The sequence below is a fragment of the Tessaracoccus lubricantis genome (genome assembly GCF_039544535.1).
In the GTDB taxonomy this organism is placed as follows: Bacteria; Actinomycetota; Actinomycetes; order Propionibacteriales; family Propionibacteriaceae; genus Arachnia; species Arachnia lubricantis.
The window spans coordinates 1-16,921 of sequence record NZ_BAABLV010000044.1 but is presented as its reverse complement, the minus strand read 5'-3'; the positions used below and the strand labels follow the sequence as shown (position 1 = coordinate 16,921).

Genomic DNA, 16,921 nt, shown 5'->3' with positions numbered 1-16,921 from the left:
GCTCCCGGCCTGACGGGACCGTCGCATTCGCGGCCGTCCGTCTTCATCGAGTTGAAAGGAACTCGTAACGATGAAGTCTAGCAAGGTCTCCAAGGTCGCCGCGCTCTGCGCGGCGGCTGGCCTCGCCCTGTCCACCGTCGTCTCCACCAACGCCGCTGCGGAGCCCGTCTCCAGCAGCTTCGCCGTGGTCGGCTCCGACACCCTCCAGGACGTCCTGAACGCCCTCGCCAATGGCACCAGCATCACTGGAGCGAATGTCCGTTCCACCGCTGGTGACCAGAACATCGGTTCGTTCGATGCCACTGGCAGCACCTGGATCCAGACCAAGGCCAACGGCCCCCGCTTCGGGCGGCCCAACGGCTCCGGCGACGGCGTCAAGGCCCTCAGCCGCTCGATCGACGGCGCTCCGTACACCTCCGGCACCCCCGGCGCCCCGGCGAACGTCGTCATCACCGGTCAGGTTGACGTTGCCCGCTCGTCCTCGGGCCCCGGCTCCAACACCAACCCTGCCGGCCCGCTGCTGTACATCCCGTTCGGCCGCGATGCCCTCACCTACGCCCACTCGGGCGGGGCGAACGCTGCGTTCGACAGCATCGACGCAGCCACCCTCAAGGGTCTCTTCGACTGCAGCATCACCACCGTGGGCGGCGTCGCCGTGACCCCGGTCATCCCGCAGGCCGGCTCGGGCACCCGCTCCGACTGGCTCTCGAAGCTGGGCCTGACCGAGGCCACGCTCGGCTCTTGCGTCCAGGTTGGCCAGGAGCACGACACCGAGAAGCTCTCGGACGGTTCGGCCTTCCCGGCCAACGCCGTCACCCCGATGTCGGCGGCCCAGTGGGTTGCCCAGAACACGGGCGCCGGCATCGACCGTCGTGGCGCTGGCGTCAAGGTCGGCTCGCCGATCGCCGGTACCCCGGCTGTCACCGGCACGGGCACGGCCATGGTCCCCAACGCCGCGTTCTACTCGAACTCGACCTGGGGCCGTGACACCTACATCGTCGTCGAGAACGCCCGCGTCACCGCCGGCGACACCAAGTACGACGCCAAGCTCGCTGACTTGGTCAGCAACGCGGGATCCAAGCTCGGCAACACTCAGAGCGCTCTCGGCTTTCAGGCTGGCTCTGTGAAGAAGAAGTTCGGTTTCCTCGCCCCTTCCACCACCGCTCCGCAGCGCGCCAACCTCCGCTGAACCCGACCCACTAAGGATCTGCAATGAACACCAAGCTCACGCGCGCCCTTGTAGCCGGCACGCTGTCCTTTGCTCTCATGGCCGTCGGCGTGTCCGCCTCCGCGGCTCCCGCTAACCCGCAGCCGAACGGCTCAAAGGGCTCGTTCTACCTCTGGGATGGAAACACGATCGCGTGGACCGGAGAGGTCCCGGGCACCGTCTACCAGCCGAACAGCCTACTCATCGCCTCGGGAAGCTCGACCGACATCGAGGTTGAGCTCAACCCGGCCGACACGCGCCCTGTCACGGGCTCAGAGCCGTTTACCGGCGTTTGGAAGTTCCTCTCCAAGAAGACCACCGCTGACCTCATGGGTGGTACCAACACTTGGAACGCCTACTCGGAGGACGCCGCGGCAGGCCCTCAGGGCGGCACGTACCTGGCCAACATGACCCTGGAGGGCATCAACAAGGGCCCCGGCGGCATCGCGGACGACATCGCCACCGGTGGTTCCTTCTGGTACGGCATCGCCTACACGATCAACAACGGCGTCACTACCATCGGCGCTGTCTACCGTGAGATCAACATCGAAGCCGGAACGGGCAACTACACCGTCGGCCCGGTTGTCGAGGCTGTGAACGAGATCGCGACCAACACGACGCTGACCTCGTCGGCCACCTCGGCGTTCGTCGGTGACACCGTCGAGCTGACCGCCACCGTCGCTGAGGCCGAGGCAAACGCCGCGACCTTCTCGGGCCTGGTGACGTTCTACGACGGTGACACGGCCATCGGATCTCAGGGTGTGACTGAGGCCCAGCCCTCCGCGACCATCACCTCCCCCGCACTGACGGCCGGGACGCACAACCTCCGTGCAGCCTTCACCCCTGCTGTCTCGGATCCGGCCTACGCTGCTTCCGAAGGCACGACCTCCGTCGTCGTCTCCGACGCCGTGCAGCCGACCCCGCCGTTCGACGGCACCAACTCCAACGGCGCGACCGGCACCATCGATGGCAATCGCGTGGTCACGATCACCACCGCCACCACCGAGGCCCAGGTCTACGTGTACGCGTACGCCAACTCGACCCTCACCTCCTTCGGCCAGCGCGCCGTCACCGCTGGTGCGGTGACCGTCACCGCTCCGAACAACCTGTCCGGTGACGTGCAGTTCGTACTTGCCAAGGCCGACGGCACGGTCCTCGGCTGGGCCCAGGTCGCGGTTCCCACCAGCGACAAGGTCGACGGCAACATCACCGCCATCGTCAACGCCGATGGCAAGTTCGCCGATGGCAAGTTCATCCTCGTCGACAAGAGCGTGAAGAAGGACAACGTCCTCTCCGAGGGCATCGTCAACGCCAACGGCCTGTCTGAGTCCGTCGGTACCCTGGGCGAGGTCGAGGTCATCGACCAGCGCTACCTCTCCCTCAAGGGCTGGGACCTCATGACCAACGTCAACGCCTTCACCCACGCCAACGGCACCGACACCATCGCAGCCAGCGCCCTCGGCGTGGCGCCGAAGCTCGTCGGTGCGCAGGGCGCCGCCCAGCCCGACGCCTCCGGCTGGGCCCCCGTCAGCCTGGGCGCCGCCCAGGTGGCCGGCTCCGCGACGTACGGCTCGGTCTTCGCCTCGCAGGGTGCCGGTAGCTACACCGAATCCGCCACCTTCGACGCTGACCTGACCTTCGTCGCGCCCGCGGGCTCGACCAAGGGCCGCTACTCGTCCACGCTCACCCTGACCCTGGTCTCCAAGTGAGTCACCGCCGGGCCCCCTCCCCCACGGCGGGGGCCCGGCACCCCTGAACAAGCCCAACCACACAACATCTGGGTGTCGGGGCCATCGGCCCCGACACTCGGGTGCTGTACCCCACCAGGCAACGACCCAAAGGCACCACCAATGAATGCTGTTCCCTCCCTCACCTTGCGAGCCCTTCTCGCGCTCGTGCTTGCCGCCATCGTCGTGTTCGCGCCTCAGACCGCCCACGCTGAGGATCCCGGAGACACAACCGGTGTCGCGATCGAGCCCGTCGAGGCCGACGGCAGCGTCACCGATCGCGTGCGGCACAGCTACCAGGTGGAGCCCGGCCAGCAGGTCAAGGACCAGGTCCGAGTCGCCAACGCGGGCAACACTCCGCTCACGATCACGATCTTCGCCACCGACGCCTACAACGACGCGCAAGGCAACTTCGCCCTCCTCAACACCTCCGACGAACCCAAGGACGCCGGTGCCTGGGTCTCGTTCGACGGACAGCCCCGAGTGGAACTGCAACTGGCACCCACCGAGTCCAAGGTGGTCAGCTTCACGGTGAACGTGCCGGCCGAGGCCACTCCGGGAGACCACCCCGCGGGCATCGTCGCGTCCTGGACCAGGGAGGGCGACGTCAATCGTGAGAACCGCATCGCCAACCGCATGTACGTGCGCGTCGCGGGCGACCTCGTCGCCAACATGACGATCAGCAGCTTCTCCGCGAACCACTCGGGCGACCTCAACCCCTTCGACGGGTCCATCACCGGAACCGCCACGGTCAGCAACAACGGCAACATCGCCCTGTCAGGGCGCGTCACGCTCTCCGGCACCACCTGGTTCGGCGTGCCCGTCGGCCAGGAGACCTTCGAGGTGCTCGACGAGGTGCTGCCGGGCAACACCCGCACCGTGAACTTCACCCTGGAGAACGTGCCCTCCGTCGGCTTCGCCAACGTCAAGTGGCTGCTCCAGACCCAGACCGACGGCGACGCCCTCCTGCCGCCCACGCTCCCCGTCGTCGAGCGTGACGCCTTCGTCTGGGCCCTGCCGCTCCTTGCCGTCGTGCCGCTGCTGCTCATCGTCGGCGGCATCGTCTGGTGGCGTTGGCGCCGCAAGGTGGACGCGAAGCGCGCCGCCGAGTGGATCGCCCACACCGAGGCCGAGGCCGCCCGCAAGGCGCAGGAGGCCTCCGCGCAGAACGACGCCCCCGAGCCCGAACTCGTCGAGAGCGGCAGCAAGTGATGAAGCTTCCCATTGGCCGCGCCCTGACCGTGGCGGCCGCCGCGCTGGCCGTGGCGGTCGTCCAGGGCGCCGTGCTCACCCAGCCCGGCTCCGTCGCCGTCGCGGACGGCTCCGGCGGAAGCGGCATCTCCGTGTGGGTCCTGGAGACGACGCCGAGCCCCTCGCCGTCGGGTTCCGTCTCGCCCACCGCCAAGCCCTCTGCCACCCAGAGCGCCAGCACGCGGCCCACGGGGAGGCCCACGGCGCCGGTCCCCAGCCAGCCCGGGCCTCCGTCGGTGCTGCCGTCAGCAGCCCCGAGCAGCAGGCCGACGATGGCCCCGCCGAGCAACCGGACCACCCGGCCCTCGCGTCCGGTGCGACCCGGCTCGTCGAGCACCCCCCGGAACGACAGGCCCGAGAGCACCGACTCCGCCTCAGCCGTCCCCACCTCGCCCGCAGCGTCGGTCCCTCCCGAGAAGGAGGAGGAGGTCTCCATCGGCGGCCTCCTCTACGTCAGCGGCCTGGCGGGCGACACTCGGATGAGCATCAACCCCTGGGGCGGCAGCCACACCATCCGCTTCACCGTGCGCAACGCGTCGAACGCCACCCTGGACGCCGAGGCGAGCTTCCGCATGCTCAACCTGTTCGGGCAGCAACTCGGCCCGGAGATGGCAGTAGAGATCAAGGACCTCGAACCCGATGAGGTCCGAGAGGTGGCCGCCGAGATGACCGGCCTCGGCCAGTGGACGCTGGTCAAGGCCGAGACCGTGTTCACCCCGCCGGAGAAACTGGGCGACACCGAGCTCGCCCCCGTCAAGCGCGACCAGTGGGTCTTCTTCGTCCCGTGGTACCTGCTCGGCGGCACCGGCCTCGCAATCGCCGCCGTCCGGCTCGGCCCCCGCCTCATCCGTCAGCTCGGCGGCTCCGCGCTGTCGCCGGAGGTCGCCGGGTGACCCAGTTGAAACCCGCAGCACCCAAGGCGGCCGGGCGGCCGAAGGCACCCACGCCTCCGAAGCCACCCAGGCGCCTCCCTCCTCCCCCGCGGCCACCCATGGCGGCGCGGGAACTGATGATCCGCGGACTGCTCGTGATGGTCCTCGTGGTCCTCGTGGGGTTCCTCGCCAACGTGCTGCTGCTCAGCCACCTCCAGCACATCGTGTCGCAGCACCAACTGCGCCAGACGTTCACCGAACAACTGGCCGCGGGTACCGCGCCGGTGAGCGAGGGCAACTTCGAGGACGTCCTCCTCGACGACGGTGAGCCCGTTGCGCGCATCGAGATCCCCACCATCGGGGTCGACGAGATCGTCGTCGAGGGCACCAGCTCCGGCACCCTGATGGCGGGCCCGGGTCACCGTCGAGACACCAGCCTGCCGGGACAGGCCGGCGTCAGCGTGCTGATGGGACGCGGCTCCTCGTACGGCGGCCCGTTCTCGCGGATCCAGGAGCTCGCCCCCGGCGAGACCATCAGCGTGGTCACGGGCCAGGGTGAGCACATCTACGAGGTGATCGGGGTGCGCCAGGCCGGCGACCTTGCTCCGCCGCCGATCCAGCGCGGCGAGGCCCGCCTGACCCTCATCACCACCCGCGGCTTCCCCTACATGCCGGTGGGCCTCACCCGGGTGGACGCGAAACTCGTCTCCCCCGTGCAGACCCCCGGCCTCCGCGACACCACCTTCCGCACCCTCCCTCCCGAGCACAGGGAACTGGCCGGCGACCTCACCACCGTCTGGGCCCTGGTGTTCTGCCTGCAGGGCCTGGTGGCCGCTGAGATCGTCGCCGTCCACGCCTGGCGCAGGGTGGGCCCGTCGAAGACCTGGATGGTCGCGCTGCCGGTCTTCCTCGTCCTTGGCATCTGGACCTGCTCCGAGATCGTCAAACTCCTCCCCAACCTGCTGTGAACCCATGAATAGAGAAGAAGAGATGAGCGACGAGCCGATCGACGCCACCAAGATCATCCCGGCCGAGCACCAGGACTTCGCCGAGCCCTCCCCCTGGCGGAAGGACCCCGACGAGGAGCTGAAGGACCTCACGGCGCAGCACGACGCCATCCTCGAGACGACACAGATGGCGCCGGTGTACGCCTCGCGCGAGGAGGTCGACTCGCTGGTGGCCCCGTTCGCCCGCCCCGAGATGCAGGCACCCGCGCGGGCCGCGCAGCCCAACGCGGCGTTGTCCACGCTGACCGCCAAGAACATCTCGGCCTGGTTCGGCGACCACAAGGTGCTCGAGCAGGTCTCCCTCACAATGCCCGCGGGCCAGGTGACCGCGCTGATCGGGCCGTCGGGCTGCGGCAAGTCCACGTTCCTGCGCATCCTCAACCGCATGCACGAACTGGTGCCCTCGGCCTCGCTGGCTGGCGAGGTGCTCCTCGACGGCGACGACATCTACGACCGCCGCAAGAAGCTCCAGGACGCCCGCAAGCACATCGGCATGGTCTTCCAGAAGCCCAACCCGTTCCCGGCGATGAGCATCTACGACAACGTGGTGGCCGGCCTCAAGCTCACCGGCGTCAAGGCCTCGCGCGACACCAAGGACGAACTCGTCGAACGGTCCCTGACCTCCGCCGGCCTCTGGAAGGAGGTCAAGGGCAGGCTCCGGGCACCCGGCGGCGGCCTGTCCGGAGGTCAGCAACAGCGCCTGTGCATCGCCCGCTCGCTGGCGATCAAGCCCAAGGTTCTGCTGATGGACGAACCCTGCTCGGCGCTCGACCCCACCTCGACCCGCGTGATCGAGGAGACCATGGCCGAACTGCAGAAGGAGGTCACCATCGTGATCGTGACCCACAACATGCAGCAGGCCCAGCGCGTCTCCCAGCAGTGCGCGTTCTTCCTGGCCTCGCAGGGCACCCCCGGCCAGATCGTCGAACACGGCGACACCGACGCCATGTTCCACGACCCGCAGGACGAACGCACGGCCGACTACGTCAACGGACGCTTCGGATGACCAACGGCACCGAACCGTTCGACACCCCGGAGCACTGGCAGGAACCCTGGTGGCGCACCTGGGGCTACCGCGTCCTCACCGCGACGGTGTGCCTGCTCGTGCTGGCCGCCCTGTTCAGCGGTTGGGGGCTCGCGCAGCTGTCCGCGGCCCAGGGTCGGGTGGGCAGGGCGGCCTACGCCCCGCAGCCCCTGCCGCAGCCCCAGGGCGGCGTCGATCAGGAACAGCCCGAGCCCCAACCCGCTCCCCTGCCCGAGGCGCCCGCCATGCCGGAGCCTGCCACCCCTGAACCCGTCGTCGACGAGCAACCAGCACAGCCAGCGCAGGGGCAGACGGCCGCGGCACCCCGCGTCGGCGGTGTGGACCCGGCATGGGCCGAGCGCACCGCGGCCCAGACCGGCATCCCCCAGCGGGCCCTGACGGCCTACGGCGCGGCCACGCTCGCCGTCGCCGCCGAGCAGCCCGAATGCGGCCTGGCCTGGAACACGCTCGCTGGCATCGGCTGGGTGGAGTCGCAGCACGGGCACTTCCGTGGCTCGCAACTGCGCGACGACGGCTACCCCGATCCCGCCATCCGGGGCATCGCGCTCAACGGCGACGGCGTCAAGGCCATCCGCGACACCGACGGCGGCGCCTGGGACGGCGACACCGTCTGGGACCGCGCCGTCGGCCCCATGCAGTTCATCCCGTCGACCTGGGCGACGTGGGGCGCCGACGGCAACGGCGACGGGTACGCCGACCCCAACCAGATCGACGACGCCGCGCTCGCCGCAGCCCGCTACCTGTGCCATGGGGGTCCCGTGACCACCGCGGAAGGTTGGCGAGCCGCGATCCTCAGCTACAACAGACTGGACAGCTACGTGCGCAAGGTCGCGGAGACCGCCAACATCTACGCCGAACGGGCGGGGGCCCGGTGAGCGCCGTGGCCGTCGACCGCCCGCTCCAGCCAAGGCGTCCCGGGAAGCGCAGGCCCCGGGTGCTGCCGTCGGCCATCCGCATGCTCGACGTGGTGGAGGACCGTTCGCAGTACCTCGGTCGCGCGGCGATCTGCCACCACGTGCTGCGGCTGCACCCGACGGACCCGGAGGTGCCGGACGCCTTGGTCGAGCGCGCCAGGGCAGGCGTGCAAACCTGGCTGGACCTCCGCGAGGAGTTCTCGCTCGATGCGCTGGACCGGCAGGGCGGGTACGCCTGGGCCGTCGTCGCCCCCAATCAGCTGACGTTGGGGCTGAGCGCCAAGGCCTTCCCGACGGAGGCCGCGGCCCGCGCAGACGCTGCGGCGTTGCTCGCCCGGGCGGAGGAACTGCAGACGGTGCGGGTGGCCGACGAGGTCACCCACCACAACGCCGTCTGGTTGACGCTCGACGACGAGGTGGTGCTGGTGAGCGCCCGCCTGTGGCGCCGGCCGGACGCGTCGACGGAGAACGCCCTGTGGCGCGCATTGCGCCGACAGGGCGTCGATACCGTCTGAGCTGCGCCGAAGTCCCCTGAGCCTGCCCTGCGACGAAGGAGCCAGGCAGGTCGAAGGGCACGGTCGCGGTCAGCGGGTGAGGCGGCGGTGCGCCGTCGACTTCACGCGCGACGCAACCGGGCCGAGGCGCTCGACCTTGTTCTGCTCGTAGTCGGCGAAGTTGCCCTCGAACCAGAACCACTGCGCAGGGTCCTCGTCGGTGCCCTCCCACGCGAGGATGTGCGTGGCGACACGGTCGAGGAACCAGCGGTCGTGGGAGATCACGACGGCGCAGCCGGGGAAGTCGAGCAGCGCGTCCTCGAGCGACTGCAGCGTCTCGACGTCCAGGTCGTTGGTGGGCTCGTCGAGCAGCAGCACGTTGCCGCCCTGCTTCAGGGTCAGCGCCAGGTTGAGGCGGTTGCGCTCACCGCCGGACAGCACGCCGGCCAGCTTCTGCTGGTCTGGGCCCTTGAAGCCGAACGACGCGACGTACGCGCGCGACGGCATCTCGAAGTTGGCCACCTTGATGTGGTCGAGACCGTCCGAGACGACCTCCCACACGTTCTTCTTCGGGTCGATGCCGGAGCGGCCCTGGTCCACGTAGCTGAACTTGACCGTCTCGCCCACCTTCACGGTGCCGGCGTCGGCCTCCTCCAGCCCGGTGATGGTCTTGAACAGCGTGGTCTTGCCGACGCCGTTGGGGCCGATGATGCCGACGATGCCGGCGCGCGGCAGCGTGAACGACAGGTCGTCGATCAGCACGCGGTCGCCGAAGCCCTTCTTGAGGTTGCGCACCTCGAGCACGACCGAGCCCAGGCGCGGGCCCGGCGGGATGTTGATCTCGGACAGGTCGACGGCGCGACGGCGCTCGGCCTCCGCCGCCAGCTCCTCGTAGCGGGCCAGACGGGCCTTGTTCTTGGCCTGGCGGGCCTTCGGGTTGGAGCGGACCCACTCGAGTTCCTTCTCGAGGATCTTGGCGCGCTTGGCGTCCTTCTTGCCCTCGATCTGCAGGCGCTCACGCTTGGTCTGCAGGTAGGTGGAGTAGTTGCCCTCGTAGGGGTGCAGACGGCCGCGGTCGATCTCGCAGATCCACTCCGCGACGTTGTCGAGGAAGTAGCGGTCGTGCGTGACGGCCAGGACGGCGCCCGGGTAGTTCTTGAGGTGCTTCTCCAGCCAGTCGACGGATTCGGCGTCGAGGTGGTTGGTGGGCTCGTCGAGCAGCAGCAGGTCTGGCTCCTCGAGCAGCAGCTTGCACAGCGCCACGCGGCGTCGCTCACCGCCGGAGAGCACCTTGACGGGGGCGTCCGGCGGGGGGCACTGCAGGGCGTCCATCGCCTGCTGCAGCTTGGAGTCGAGCTCCCACGCCTCGCGGTGGTCGAGTTCGGTCTGGAGGGTGCCCATCTCCTCGAGCAGCTTGTCGAAGTCGGCGTCGGGCTCGCCCATCAGGACGCCGATCTCGTTGAAGCGGTCGAGCATCGCCTTGGTCTCTGCGACGGCGAGCTCGACGTTCTCGATGACGGTCTTGTCCTCGTCCAGCGGGGGCTCCTGCAGGAGGATGCCGACGGTGGCCTCCTTCGCGAGCGCCGCCTCGCCGTTGTTCGGCTTCTCGAGGCCCGCCATCACCTTGAGGAGGGTGGACTTGCCGGCACCGTTCGGCCCGACGACGCCGATCTTGGCGCCCGGGAGGAAGTAGAGCGTGACGTTGTCCAGGATGACCTTCTCACCTGCGGTCTTCCGGACGTTCTGCATGCTGTAGATGAACTCAGCCACTGGTATCGGCTTTCCCTTCGTAGCGGACCGCGGGCCAGTCTATGCGGCTTTGCGGACAAGGCAGAAACGCCGGTTGAGCCGTCACGCTGGCTGAGCCGGTCGCCTCCGAGGTACGAGGAGCGCGAGCGTGTCGAAACCCCTCGACCTTCACAGTGGGCTGCTTGAAACCTCACCCGGTTTCGACACGGGCCGGCGACTTCGTCGCTGGGCCCGGCTCAACCCACGATGCGGTCGACGGCGGCGCGGGCCTGCGCGTAACGCTGCACCTCGGCCTCCGCGGGGGCCACGACGTGTTCGCGGCCGACTTCGGCCACCGACACCGCCAGGGCCTTCCGCGCCCGCTTCGCGGCGCCGTTGGCGGCGGCGTTGATCGCCAGCCCCGACAGCGCGGACAGCACGATGCCGAGCAGCAGCCCGCCGATCACCATCAGCGTGGGCACGGGAACCTGGAGCCCACCGTCGGGGCCCATCGGGTAGACGTCGACCCTGGGCAGCCCGAAGTAGCCCAGCACCACGTTGAGGGTGAGCCACAGCGCGCCCGCCACGACGGCGGCGATGAGCAGCCACTGCAGCCCCCGGATGACCTGCCACCACACGGGCGTGCGGTCGACCTTGAGGTCGGTGGCGACGACGGCGCGGTCGAGCTGGTCCGGCAGCGTGGCCTCGGAGGTGTGCACCGCGCGGTACACCGCGTCGCGCCACCCGGCGGGCATGCCGTCGCTGAGCTCGTTGGCCAGGCTGCGCAACCCCGTCGACAGGTGCGACGACGCGGCGGCCGACCTTGCGGGCAGCGAGCTGCGCGCCAGGTCCCCCATCGGCTCCAGTTCAGCCGGGGCTGTGCCGCGCCGGCCGCCGAGGCGCAGCCGCTTCAGCGGGTCGGGCTTCAGCCGGCCGATCCACTTGACCAGCGGCCAGCCCGTGGCGAGGCGCCCGCGGTGCCGTACCGAGCTGCGCACGGCGTCGACGACGATCGGCACCCCGGCCGCAGCCGACAGCTGCGCGTTCAGGCGCGAGACAGTCTCCCTGCTCACGCCGCGGGTCTCGGCGCGGCCGATGGCGCCGTCGAGCGAACGTGCGGCGACGGCGACGTCGGCCTGGAGCCGGGTGGCAGCGGCGCGCTTGCCCTGCGCGAGGCGCGCGAGGCGGGTGCGCAGGTCGTCGATGCCCATGCCGGTCACGGCCGACGTGGCGAGGATGGGCACGTCGTGGAGCCCGTCGTCGTCGAGGAGCCGGCGGATGTGGGCGAGGCAGCGGGAGATGTCCTCGGGCGAGAGCTTGTCGGCCTGGTTCAGCACCACGGTGATGACCTCGCGGTGCCGGGCCAGCGGCCGCAGGTAGCGCTGGTGCAGGGCGGCGTCGGCGTACTTCTGGGGGTCGAGCACCCAGATGAACTGGTCGACGAGGGCCACCAGCCGGTCCACCTCGTCGCGGTGCGCGGTGGCGGTGGAGTCGTGGTCCGGGAGGTCCAACAGGATCAGGTCCTGCATGCCGTCGGCGGGTGCCTCCACCTCGTGGCGTCTCGGCACGGCCAGCAGGTCGAGGAGCTGGTTGTTGGTCGCGGAGAAGCTCGCGGCCATGGTCGACGACGTGGTGGGGCGCCGCGGGCCCTGTTCCGCGAGCCGGGTGCCGGTGAGCGCGTTGAACAGGCTGGACTTGCCGGAGCCGGTGGCCCCGGCGATCGCGACGACGGTCTGGGCCCCTGCCGCGAGCCTGCGCGGCGCGTGCGCGAGGACGGCGCGGGCGTGGGCCTCCGCCTCCGCGGGCACTCGGCCCTGCGCGAGGTCGAGCGCCTCGGTGAGCGTGGCGAGTTGGCTGGCGATCTGGGACATCACAGCTCCGGGGCGGTCAGGTCATCGAAAGCGCTGCGGGCGGCCTCACGCAGCGCGGCGGCCGCGGCTTCGAGCTGGGCGGTGGCGCCGTCGTCGACTGCGAGGGAGTCGAGGATCACGCCGTAGCGGGACAGTTCGACGGCGAGCACGCCCTGGACGCGGGCCTCGAGGTCTGCCTGCGCCTGCTCCGCGAGCTTGCGGACGGCGCCCTCGCCGAACACGGCCTCCAGCAGCCGCTGCGCCAACACCGAAGCGCTGCCGGCGATGCCGATCTCGGCGCCGGTGAGGCCGCCGGTGGCGGCGAACACGACGATCATGAGCGCCAGGGCGAGCATGTTGGTGCCCAGCGCGAGGAAGCGGGCCTTCATGCGCTTGCCGCGGCCCTGTTCCTCGACGAGGCGCATCACGTCTGACTGCCAGGCGCGGATGGCGGCGGTGGCCGCAGCGTCGAAATCCGGCGACGGGTGGGCCAGGCCGGGCTCTGCGATGACGATGTCGCGGCCCCACCTCGTGCGTGACCATTTCACGGCCACCTGCTCGGCGGCCCATTGGCCCTTCTCCTGCAGGACGGCGGCGAGGTTGTCGGAGATGGCGATCTCGACGGCCTGCACCTCCGGTTCGCCGCGGAACCAGCCGGTGATGCGGTCACGGAATGCGCTGATGCGTTCCTCGATGTTGCGCATGAACTCGCCCGTGCCGACGAGGTCCTGCCAGCGGCTGAGGATCTCGCCGCGCAGCATCGTGCCGTCGCCGGCGGCCTGGACGACGTCTGCCACGGCCTGGCGGTAGGTGACCTCGGACTGCTCGCGCAGTTCGTCGATGGCCTCGTCCTGGCGTTGGATGCCGCCGATCAGTTCGTGCAGCTGCGGATCCAGCGAGCGCACGGAGCCGGCCAACGACTGGGTGGCCACCTGGGCGCGCGCCTCGGACTGCGAGGCGAGCTGGCCGAGCCACTGGCGCAGCCCGCCGACGTCGGGCAGCGGCAGCAGGCCGTCGTGTCCCAGCGGGCGCTCGGCGATGGCGAACAGCTTGGCTGACGCGAGGCCGCGCTCGGCGAGCATCTGCGCGAGGTGGCCGGCCACCTGCGCGATGGCGCCGGGTGGGCAGCGGTTGACCACGACGCTGAGCATGGTGTTGCGCTGCTGCGCCTGGTGGAGGTAGTCCCACGGCACGGCGTCGGCGTAACGGGCGGCGGAGGTGACGAACACCCAGAGGTCGGCCGCGAGGAGGAGTTGCCGGGCGAGGGCGCGGTTGGCGTCGTCGACCGAGTCGATGTCGGGTGCGTCCAGCAGCGCCAGGCCGGGCGGTAGGTCTGGGAACGCGACGAGGTGGAGGGCGCGGGAGTCGTGCAGCTGCGTGTCGGTGCGCACCAGGCCGGGCAGCACCTTGTCGGAGCGGAACCACGCCTCGTCGTCGGAGTGGCAGATCAGCACGGGCGACTTCGTGGTGGGCCGCAGCACGCCGGGGCGGGTGACCTCGGCACGGAGCAGCGAGTTGACGATCGTCGACTTCCCGGCGCCGGTGGAGCCGCCGACGACGGCCAGCAGCGGGGCGTCGAGCTTGGAGGCGCGCGGGAGGAGGTAGTCGCGGACCTGGTGCGCAAGCGAGCCGGCGAGGCTGCGCAGCGACTCGGCGCCGTCGAGCGGGAGCGGGAACTGCGCTGCCGGGAGGGCTGAGTCGAGTTGGTGGAAGGCGTCGACGAGCTTCTGGGTGCCGCTCATGAACGCACAGGATAGTTGCCGCCGACGCCGGCCGGGCCGGGCGCGACGGGTTGGGCGTAGTTGCTGGTCAACGGGCCGCCGGCACCGGGTGGGGGCGGCGGGGGAAGCTCGCTGCGCTTCTTCTTGCGCGGCGGGATCATGGGTTCGCCGGCGTAGTCGGCCAGGGCCACTTGCTGGAGCTCGTGGATCTCCGTGATCAGCTGGTGGGCGCGGTCGTCGCCGGCCGCCGACACGGTGCCGCGGGTCATGGCGTTGCGGAGGTAGGCAAGTTCGGTCACGCGGCGCACCAGCTTGGAGGTGCGCCACCACGTGCGGGGGCCGCGGAAGAGGGCGAAGAGCAGCAGCTTCGCGCGGCGCAGGGGGCCGCCGTAGAGCTCGACGTCGCGCTGGGTGAGCCAGCCCGCGTGCTGGTAGTCGGCCAGCCGGGCGCGGATCAGCTGGCCGTTGCCGACCATGCTGACGATCAGCGAGATCACGATGACCGCCACCAGGCCCAGCGCCATGTACCACTGGACCATGAGGTTGTCGATGGAATTGGTCGACGACAGTCCGTTGAACAGCATGTGCCCGGCGCACGACAGCAGGTAGCCGCCGACGGGCGCCATGACGCGCACCCATTTGGACCGGGCGCCCAGGCCGATGGCGAGGCCTGCCGCGGTCATCATCGTGAACAGCGGGTGGCCGAAGGAGGTGTAGACGCCGCGGAGCATGACCAGCTCCATGAACGATTCCTGCGGCTCGGCGATCGTGATGTCGTGCGTGGCCTGCATCCAGACGCGGGCGTAGTAGATGATGTTCTCGGTGAACGCGAACCCCACGGCCGACAGGCCGGCGAGCGTGATGATGGAGAGCCGCGAGACGATCTTGTTGCGCCAGAGGATCACCAGCAGCACGAGGATGGTGGCTTTGGCGAACTCCTCCACGAACGGGGCGGAGAAGATCGCGGCGCGCGACCCGGCGTCGGAGTTGGCCTGCGTGGTGGCCATGGCCTGGCCCATCCAGGTGTTGACGTGGATGGAGAACCATGTGGACGCCGAGGCGCCCCAGCCGAGCGTGAGCAACCAGACGACGGGGCTCGAGGCGCGGAACCGGTCCAGCAGGATGAACAGTGTGGTGTACGCCAACGCCGTCCACATGGCCCAGTAGGCGCCCAGCTTCAGCGATTCGTTGCTGAGCCCCAGCGTGCGCGTGCCGTCCTCGAACGTCTGCTCGGGGTGGAGCATCCAGTACTGGTCGTAGAGGCCCCAGAAGTACAGCGGGAAGAGGATGATCGCCAGCCAGAAGAGGGGGCTGCGCAGCAGCCGCGCCCACCAGGGCCGGCGGGGCCCGTCCTGCGGCAGGCCGTCGAGCCAGCGTCCGCGCGACTTTGGCTGGCTGATCTGCGCTGTACTCATAGTGCGCCCAGACTACCGGCCCCTCGCCCCATCGCTAGGCTCACCTTCATGCGCAGCTTCTTCGAGCAGATGACCCCCTGGACGCGGAACGACGGGTCGCTCCATGTCTATGCCCTGCCCGCCGACGACGTGCGGGACCGACTCGACCAGGCAGCCGCCCGCCTCGACGGAGTGCCGAACCTGCCGGTGATGCCGGCCGCGTGGCGACACTTCACCGTCCGCCGCCTCGCCCAGTTCGATGACCTCAAGCACGCAGACCTCAGCCGCTTGGCGCAGCACCTCACCGACGAGCTCGACGGCGTCAAGGCCTTCGAGTTGAACCTCGGCGCACCGCAGGCCCAGCCAGTGGCGGTGGAGTGCATCGCGCCGTCGACCCCCGAGTGGGTTGCCCTGGTCGACGCCGTCGCGCGCGCCGCGGAAGCCTTCGGCGGCGAGGTGCTCGGCGCCCCGTACGGCCCGCACGTCTCCTTGGCCTACGCCACCGGTGACGTCGACGAGGCCGAGCTCATCCGTCGCCTCGCGGACGCCCCGGAGGTGGGCCCCGCGGTGATCGGCTCCGTTCACCTGGTGTCGGTCACGGTCCGCCCGGAACTTGGCTGGTTCGACTGGGTGGAGCTGGCCAACTGGACCCTCGACGCTGGTTGAGCCGCAACGTTGGTTGAGCCGCGAGCTCTGCGAGCGTGTCGAAACCCGAGCGTGTCGAAACCCGAGCGTGTCGAATCGGGGTGGGGCTGCTCGTGCGGCCGGATCAAGCTGCGGGATTCATCGGCGTGCACGCCGAAGAATCCCGCACGCTGTCGACTGGCGCATGGCGCCCCAGGCAGGAATCGAACCTGCGCACTACAGATTAGAAGGCTGTTGCTCTATCCGCTGAGCTACTGGGGCTTCGGCGATTCAGTGTAGCCCGTTGGCGCGGCGACGGCTCGGAGCCTTAGGTTGGTTGCCATGAGCGAAAAACTGGTGTGGATCGACTGCGAGATGACGGGCCTCGACCTGGCCACGGACGCGTTGATCGAGGTTGCCGCGCTGGTGACCGACGGCGACCTCAACGTGCTGGGCGACGGCGTCGACGTGCTCATCAAGCCCACCGACGAGCAGCTCGCCGCGATGGGCGACTTCGTCCGTGAGATGCACACCAAGTCGGGCCTCCTCGAGGAGCTGCAGGGCGGCACCACCATGGAGGACGCCTTGGCCCAGGTCCTCGACTACGTGCGCACGCACGTCCCGATCCCCCGCAAGGCTCCGCTCGCTGGCAACACGATCGGCACCGACCGCGCGTTCCTCGCGCGTGACATGCCCGAACTCGAGCAGTGGGTGCACTACCGCAACGTGGACGTCTCCTCCATCAAGGAGCTCGCCCGCCGCTGGTACCCGCGCGTTCAGTACCTCGCGCCCGTGAAGTCCGGCAATCACCGAGCGCTGGCCGACATCCAGGAGTCCATCGAGGAACTCCGCTACTACCGCGACGCGCTGTTCGTGCCGCAGCCCGGGCCGACGTCGGGGCAACTGCGCGAGATCGCCGCCCGGCACCGCGGCGCGCTGACCGGCGCGTCCGCTCCTGCCGCCACGCCCACCGTCGTCACGACTGACGACATGCCCACCGACGAGGCCTGACGCTCGATCCCGTTGCCTCATGTCAAGATGCCCGCTTGGTTTGAGTCGTTGACTCACCTGAAGATGCCCGCGTGAT

General features: G+C 69.8%; 14 protein-coding genes and 1 tRNA gene. 10 read left to right on the top strand and 5 right to left on the bottom strand.

The window, feature by feature from the left end; translation table 11 throughout:
- Positions 1 to 70 precede the first annotated feature (70 nt).
- The 8 genes from ABEA30_RS14880 (at position 71) to ABEA30_RS14845 (ending at position 8,538) form a co-directional block, all read left to right on the top strand.
- Positions 71 to 1,189 carry a hypothetical protein gene (locus ABEA30_RS14880; protein ID WP_345584237.1) on the top strand — a complete coding sequence of 373 codons (1,119 nt, stop codon included), beginning with the start codon at positions 71 to 73 and terminating at the stop codon, positions 1,187 to 1,189.
- Between the two features lie 23 nt (positions 1,190 to 1,212).
- Positions 1,213 to 2,916, top strand: coding sequence for an Ig-like domain-containing protein (locus tag ABEA30_RS14875; protein WP_345584235.1), 1,704 nt, complete (start codon positions 1,213 to 1,215; stop codon positions 2,914 to 2,916).
- Positions 2,917 to 3,057: 141 nt separating this feature from the next.
- Positions 3,058 to 4,146, top strand: a complete 1,089-nt coding sequence (locus ABEA30_RS14870; RefSeq protein WP_345584233.1) for a WxL protein peptidoglycan domain-containing protein — start codon at positions 3,058 to 3,060, stop codon at positions 4,144 to 4,146.
- Entirely contained in the window at positions 4,146 to 5,078 is a 933-nt protein-coding gene (locus ABEA30_RS14865) for a magnesium and cobalt transport protein CorA (RefSeq protein WP_345584231.1), read from the top strand. Before ABEA30_RS14870 ends, ABEA30_RS14865 begins: the two co-directional genes overlap by 1 nt.
- Before the next feature lie 116 nt (positions 5,079 to 5,194).
- A complete protein-coding gene (locus ABEA30_RS14860; protein WP_345584229.1) occupies positions 5,195 to 6,025 on the top strand; it encodes a sortase in 831 nt (276 codons plus the stop codon).
- A 232-nt stretch (positions 6,026 to 6,257) separates the two neighbouring features.
- The gene (pstB, locus tag ABEA30_RS14855; protein WP_345584294.1) at positions 6,258 to 7,070 is read left to right on the top strand and encodes a phosphate ABC transporter ATP-binding protein PstB; all 813 of its coding nucleotides are present in this window, start codon (positions 6,258 to 6,260) and stop codon (positions 7,068 to 7,070) included.
- Positions 7,067 to 7,984 carry a lytic transglycosylase domain-containing protein gene (locus ABEA30_RS14850; protein ID WP_345584228.1) on the top strand — a complete coding sequence of 306 codons (918 nt, stop codon included), beginning with the start codon at positions 7,067 to 7,069 and terminating at the stop codon, positions 7,982 to 7,984. Before pstB ends, ABEA30_RS14850 begins: the two co-directional genes overlap by 4 nt.
- Entirely contained in the window at positions 7,981 to 8,538 is a 558-nt protein-coding gene (locus ABEA30_RS14845; protein ID WP_345584226.1) for a hypothetical protein, read from the top strand. Before ABEA30_RS14850 ends, ABEA30_RS14845 begins: the two co-directional genes overlap by 4 nt.
- 69 nt (positions 8,539 to 8,607) lie before the next feature.
- On the opposite strand, the gene ettA is transcribed toward ABEA30_RS14845, so the two are convergent.
- From ettA to ABEA30_RS14825, 4 genes are all read right to left on the bottom strand, one after another.
- Complete coding sequence (gene ettA / locus ABEA30_RS14840; protein ID WP_345584224.1) at positions 8,608 to 10,287, bottom strand: energy-dependent translational throttle protein EttA; 1,680 nt, start codon at positions 10,285 to 10,287, stop codon at positions 8,608 to 8,610.
- A 215-nt stretch (positions 10,288 to 10,502) separates the two neighbouring features.
- Positions 10,503 to 12,116 (bottom strand): GTPase, encoded by a 1,614-nt coding sequence (locus tag ABEA30_RS14835; protein WP_345584222.1) that lies wholly within the window; start codon positions 12,114 to 12,116, stop codon positions 10,503 to 10,505.
- Positions 12,116 to 13,837, bottom strand: coding sequence for a GTPase domain-containing protein (locus ABEA30_RS14830; protein WP_345584220.1), 1,722 nt, complete (start codon positions 13,835 to 13,837; stop codon positions 12,116 to 12,118). The genes ABEA30_RS14835 and ABEA30_RS14830 overlap by 1 nt, the downstream gene beginning before the upstream one ends.
- The gene (locus tag ABEA30_RS14825) at positions 13,834 to 15,231 is read right to left on the bottom strand and encodes a PrsW family intramembrane metalloprotease (RefSeq protein ID WP_345584218.1); all 1,398 of its coding nucleotides are present in this window, start codon (positions 15,229 to 15,231) and stop codon (positions 13,834 to 13,836) included. The genes ABEA30_RS14830 and ABEA30_RS14825 overlap by 4 nt, the downstream gene beginning before the upstream one ends.
- Positions 15,232 to 15,279: 48 nt before the next feature.
- Here ABEA30_RS14825 and ABEA30_RS14820 point away from each other — a divergent pair, with 48 nt between their 5' ends.
- Complete coding sequence (locus ABEA30_RS14820; protein ID WP_345584217.1) at positions 15,280 to 15,876, top strand: 2'-5' RNA ligase family protein; 597 nt, start codon at positions 15,280 to 15,282, stop codon at positions 15,874 to 15,876.
- Positions 15,877 to 16,040: 164 nt separating this feature from the next.
- On the opposite strand, the gene ABEA30_RS14815 is transcribed toward ABEA30_RS14820, so the two are convergent.
- Positions 16,041 to 16,116 (bottom strand) — tRNA-Arg (locus ABEA30_RS14815).
- A gap of 60 nt (positions 16,117 to 16,176) precedes the next feature.
- On the opposite strand from ABEA30_RS14815, the gene orn reads away from it, so the two are divergent.
- Complete coding sequence (gene orn / locus ABEA30_RS14810) at positions 16,177 to 16,845, top strand: oligoribonuclease (protein WP_345584215.1); 669 nt, start codon at positions 16,177 to 16,179, stop codon at positions 16,843 to 16,845.
- The last annotated feature ends 76 nt before the right edge of the window (positions 16,846 to 16,921 follow it).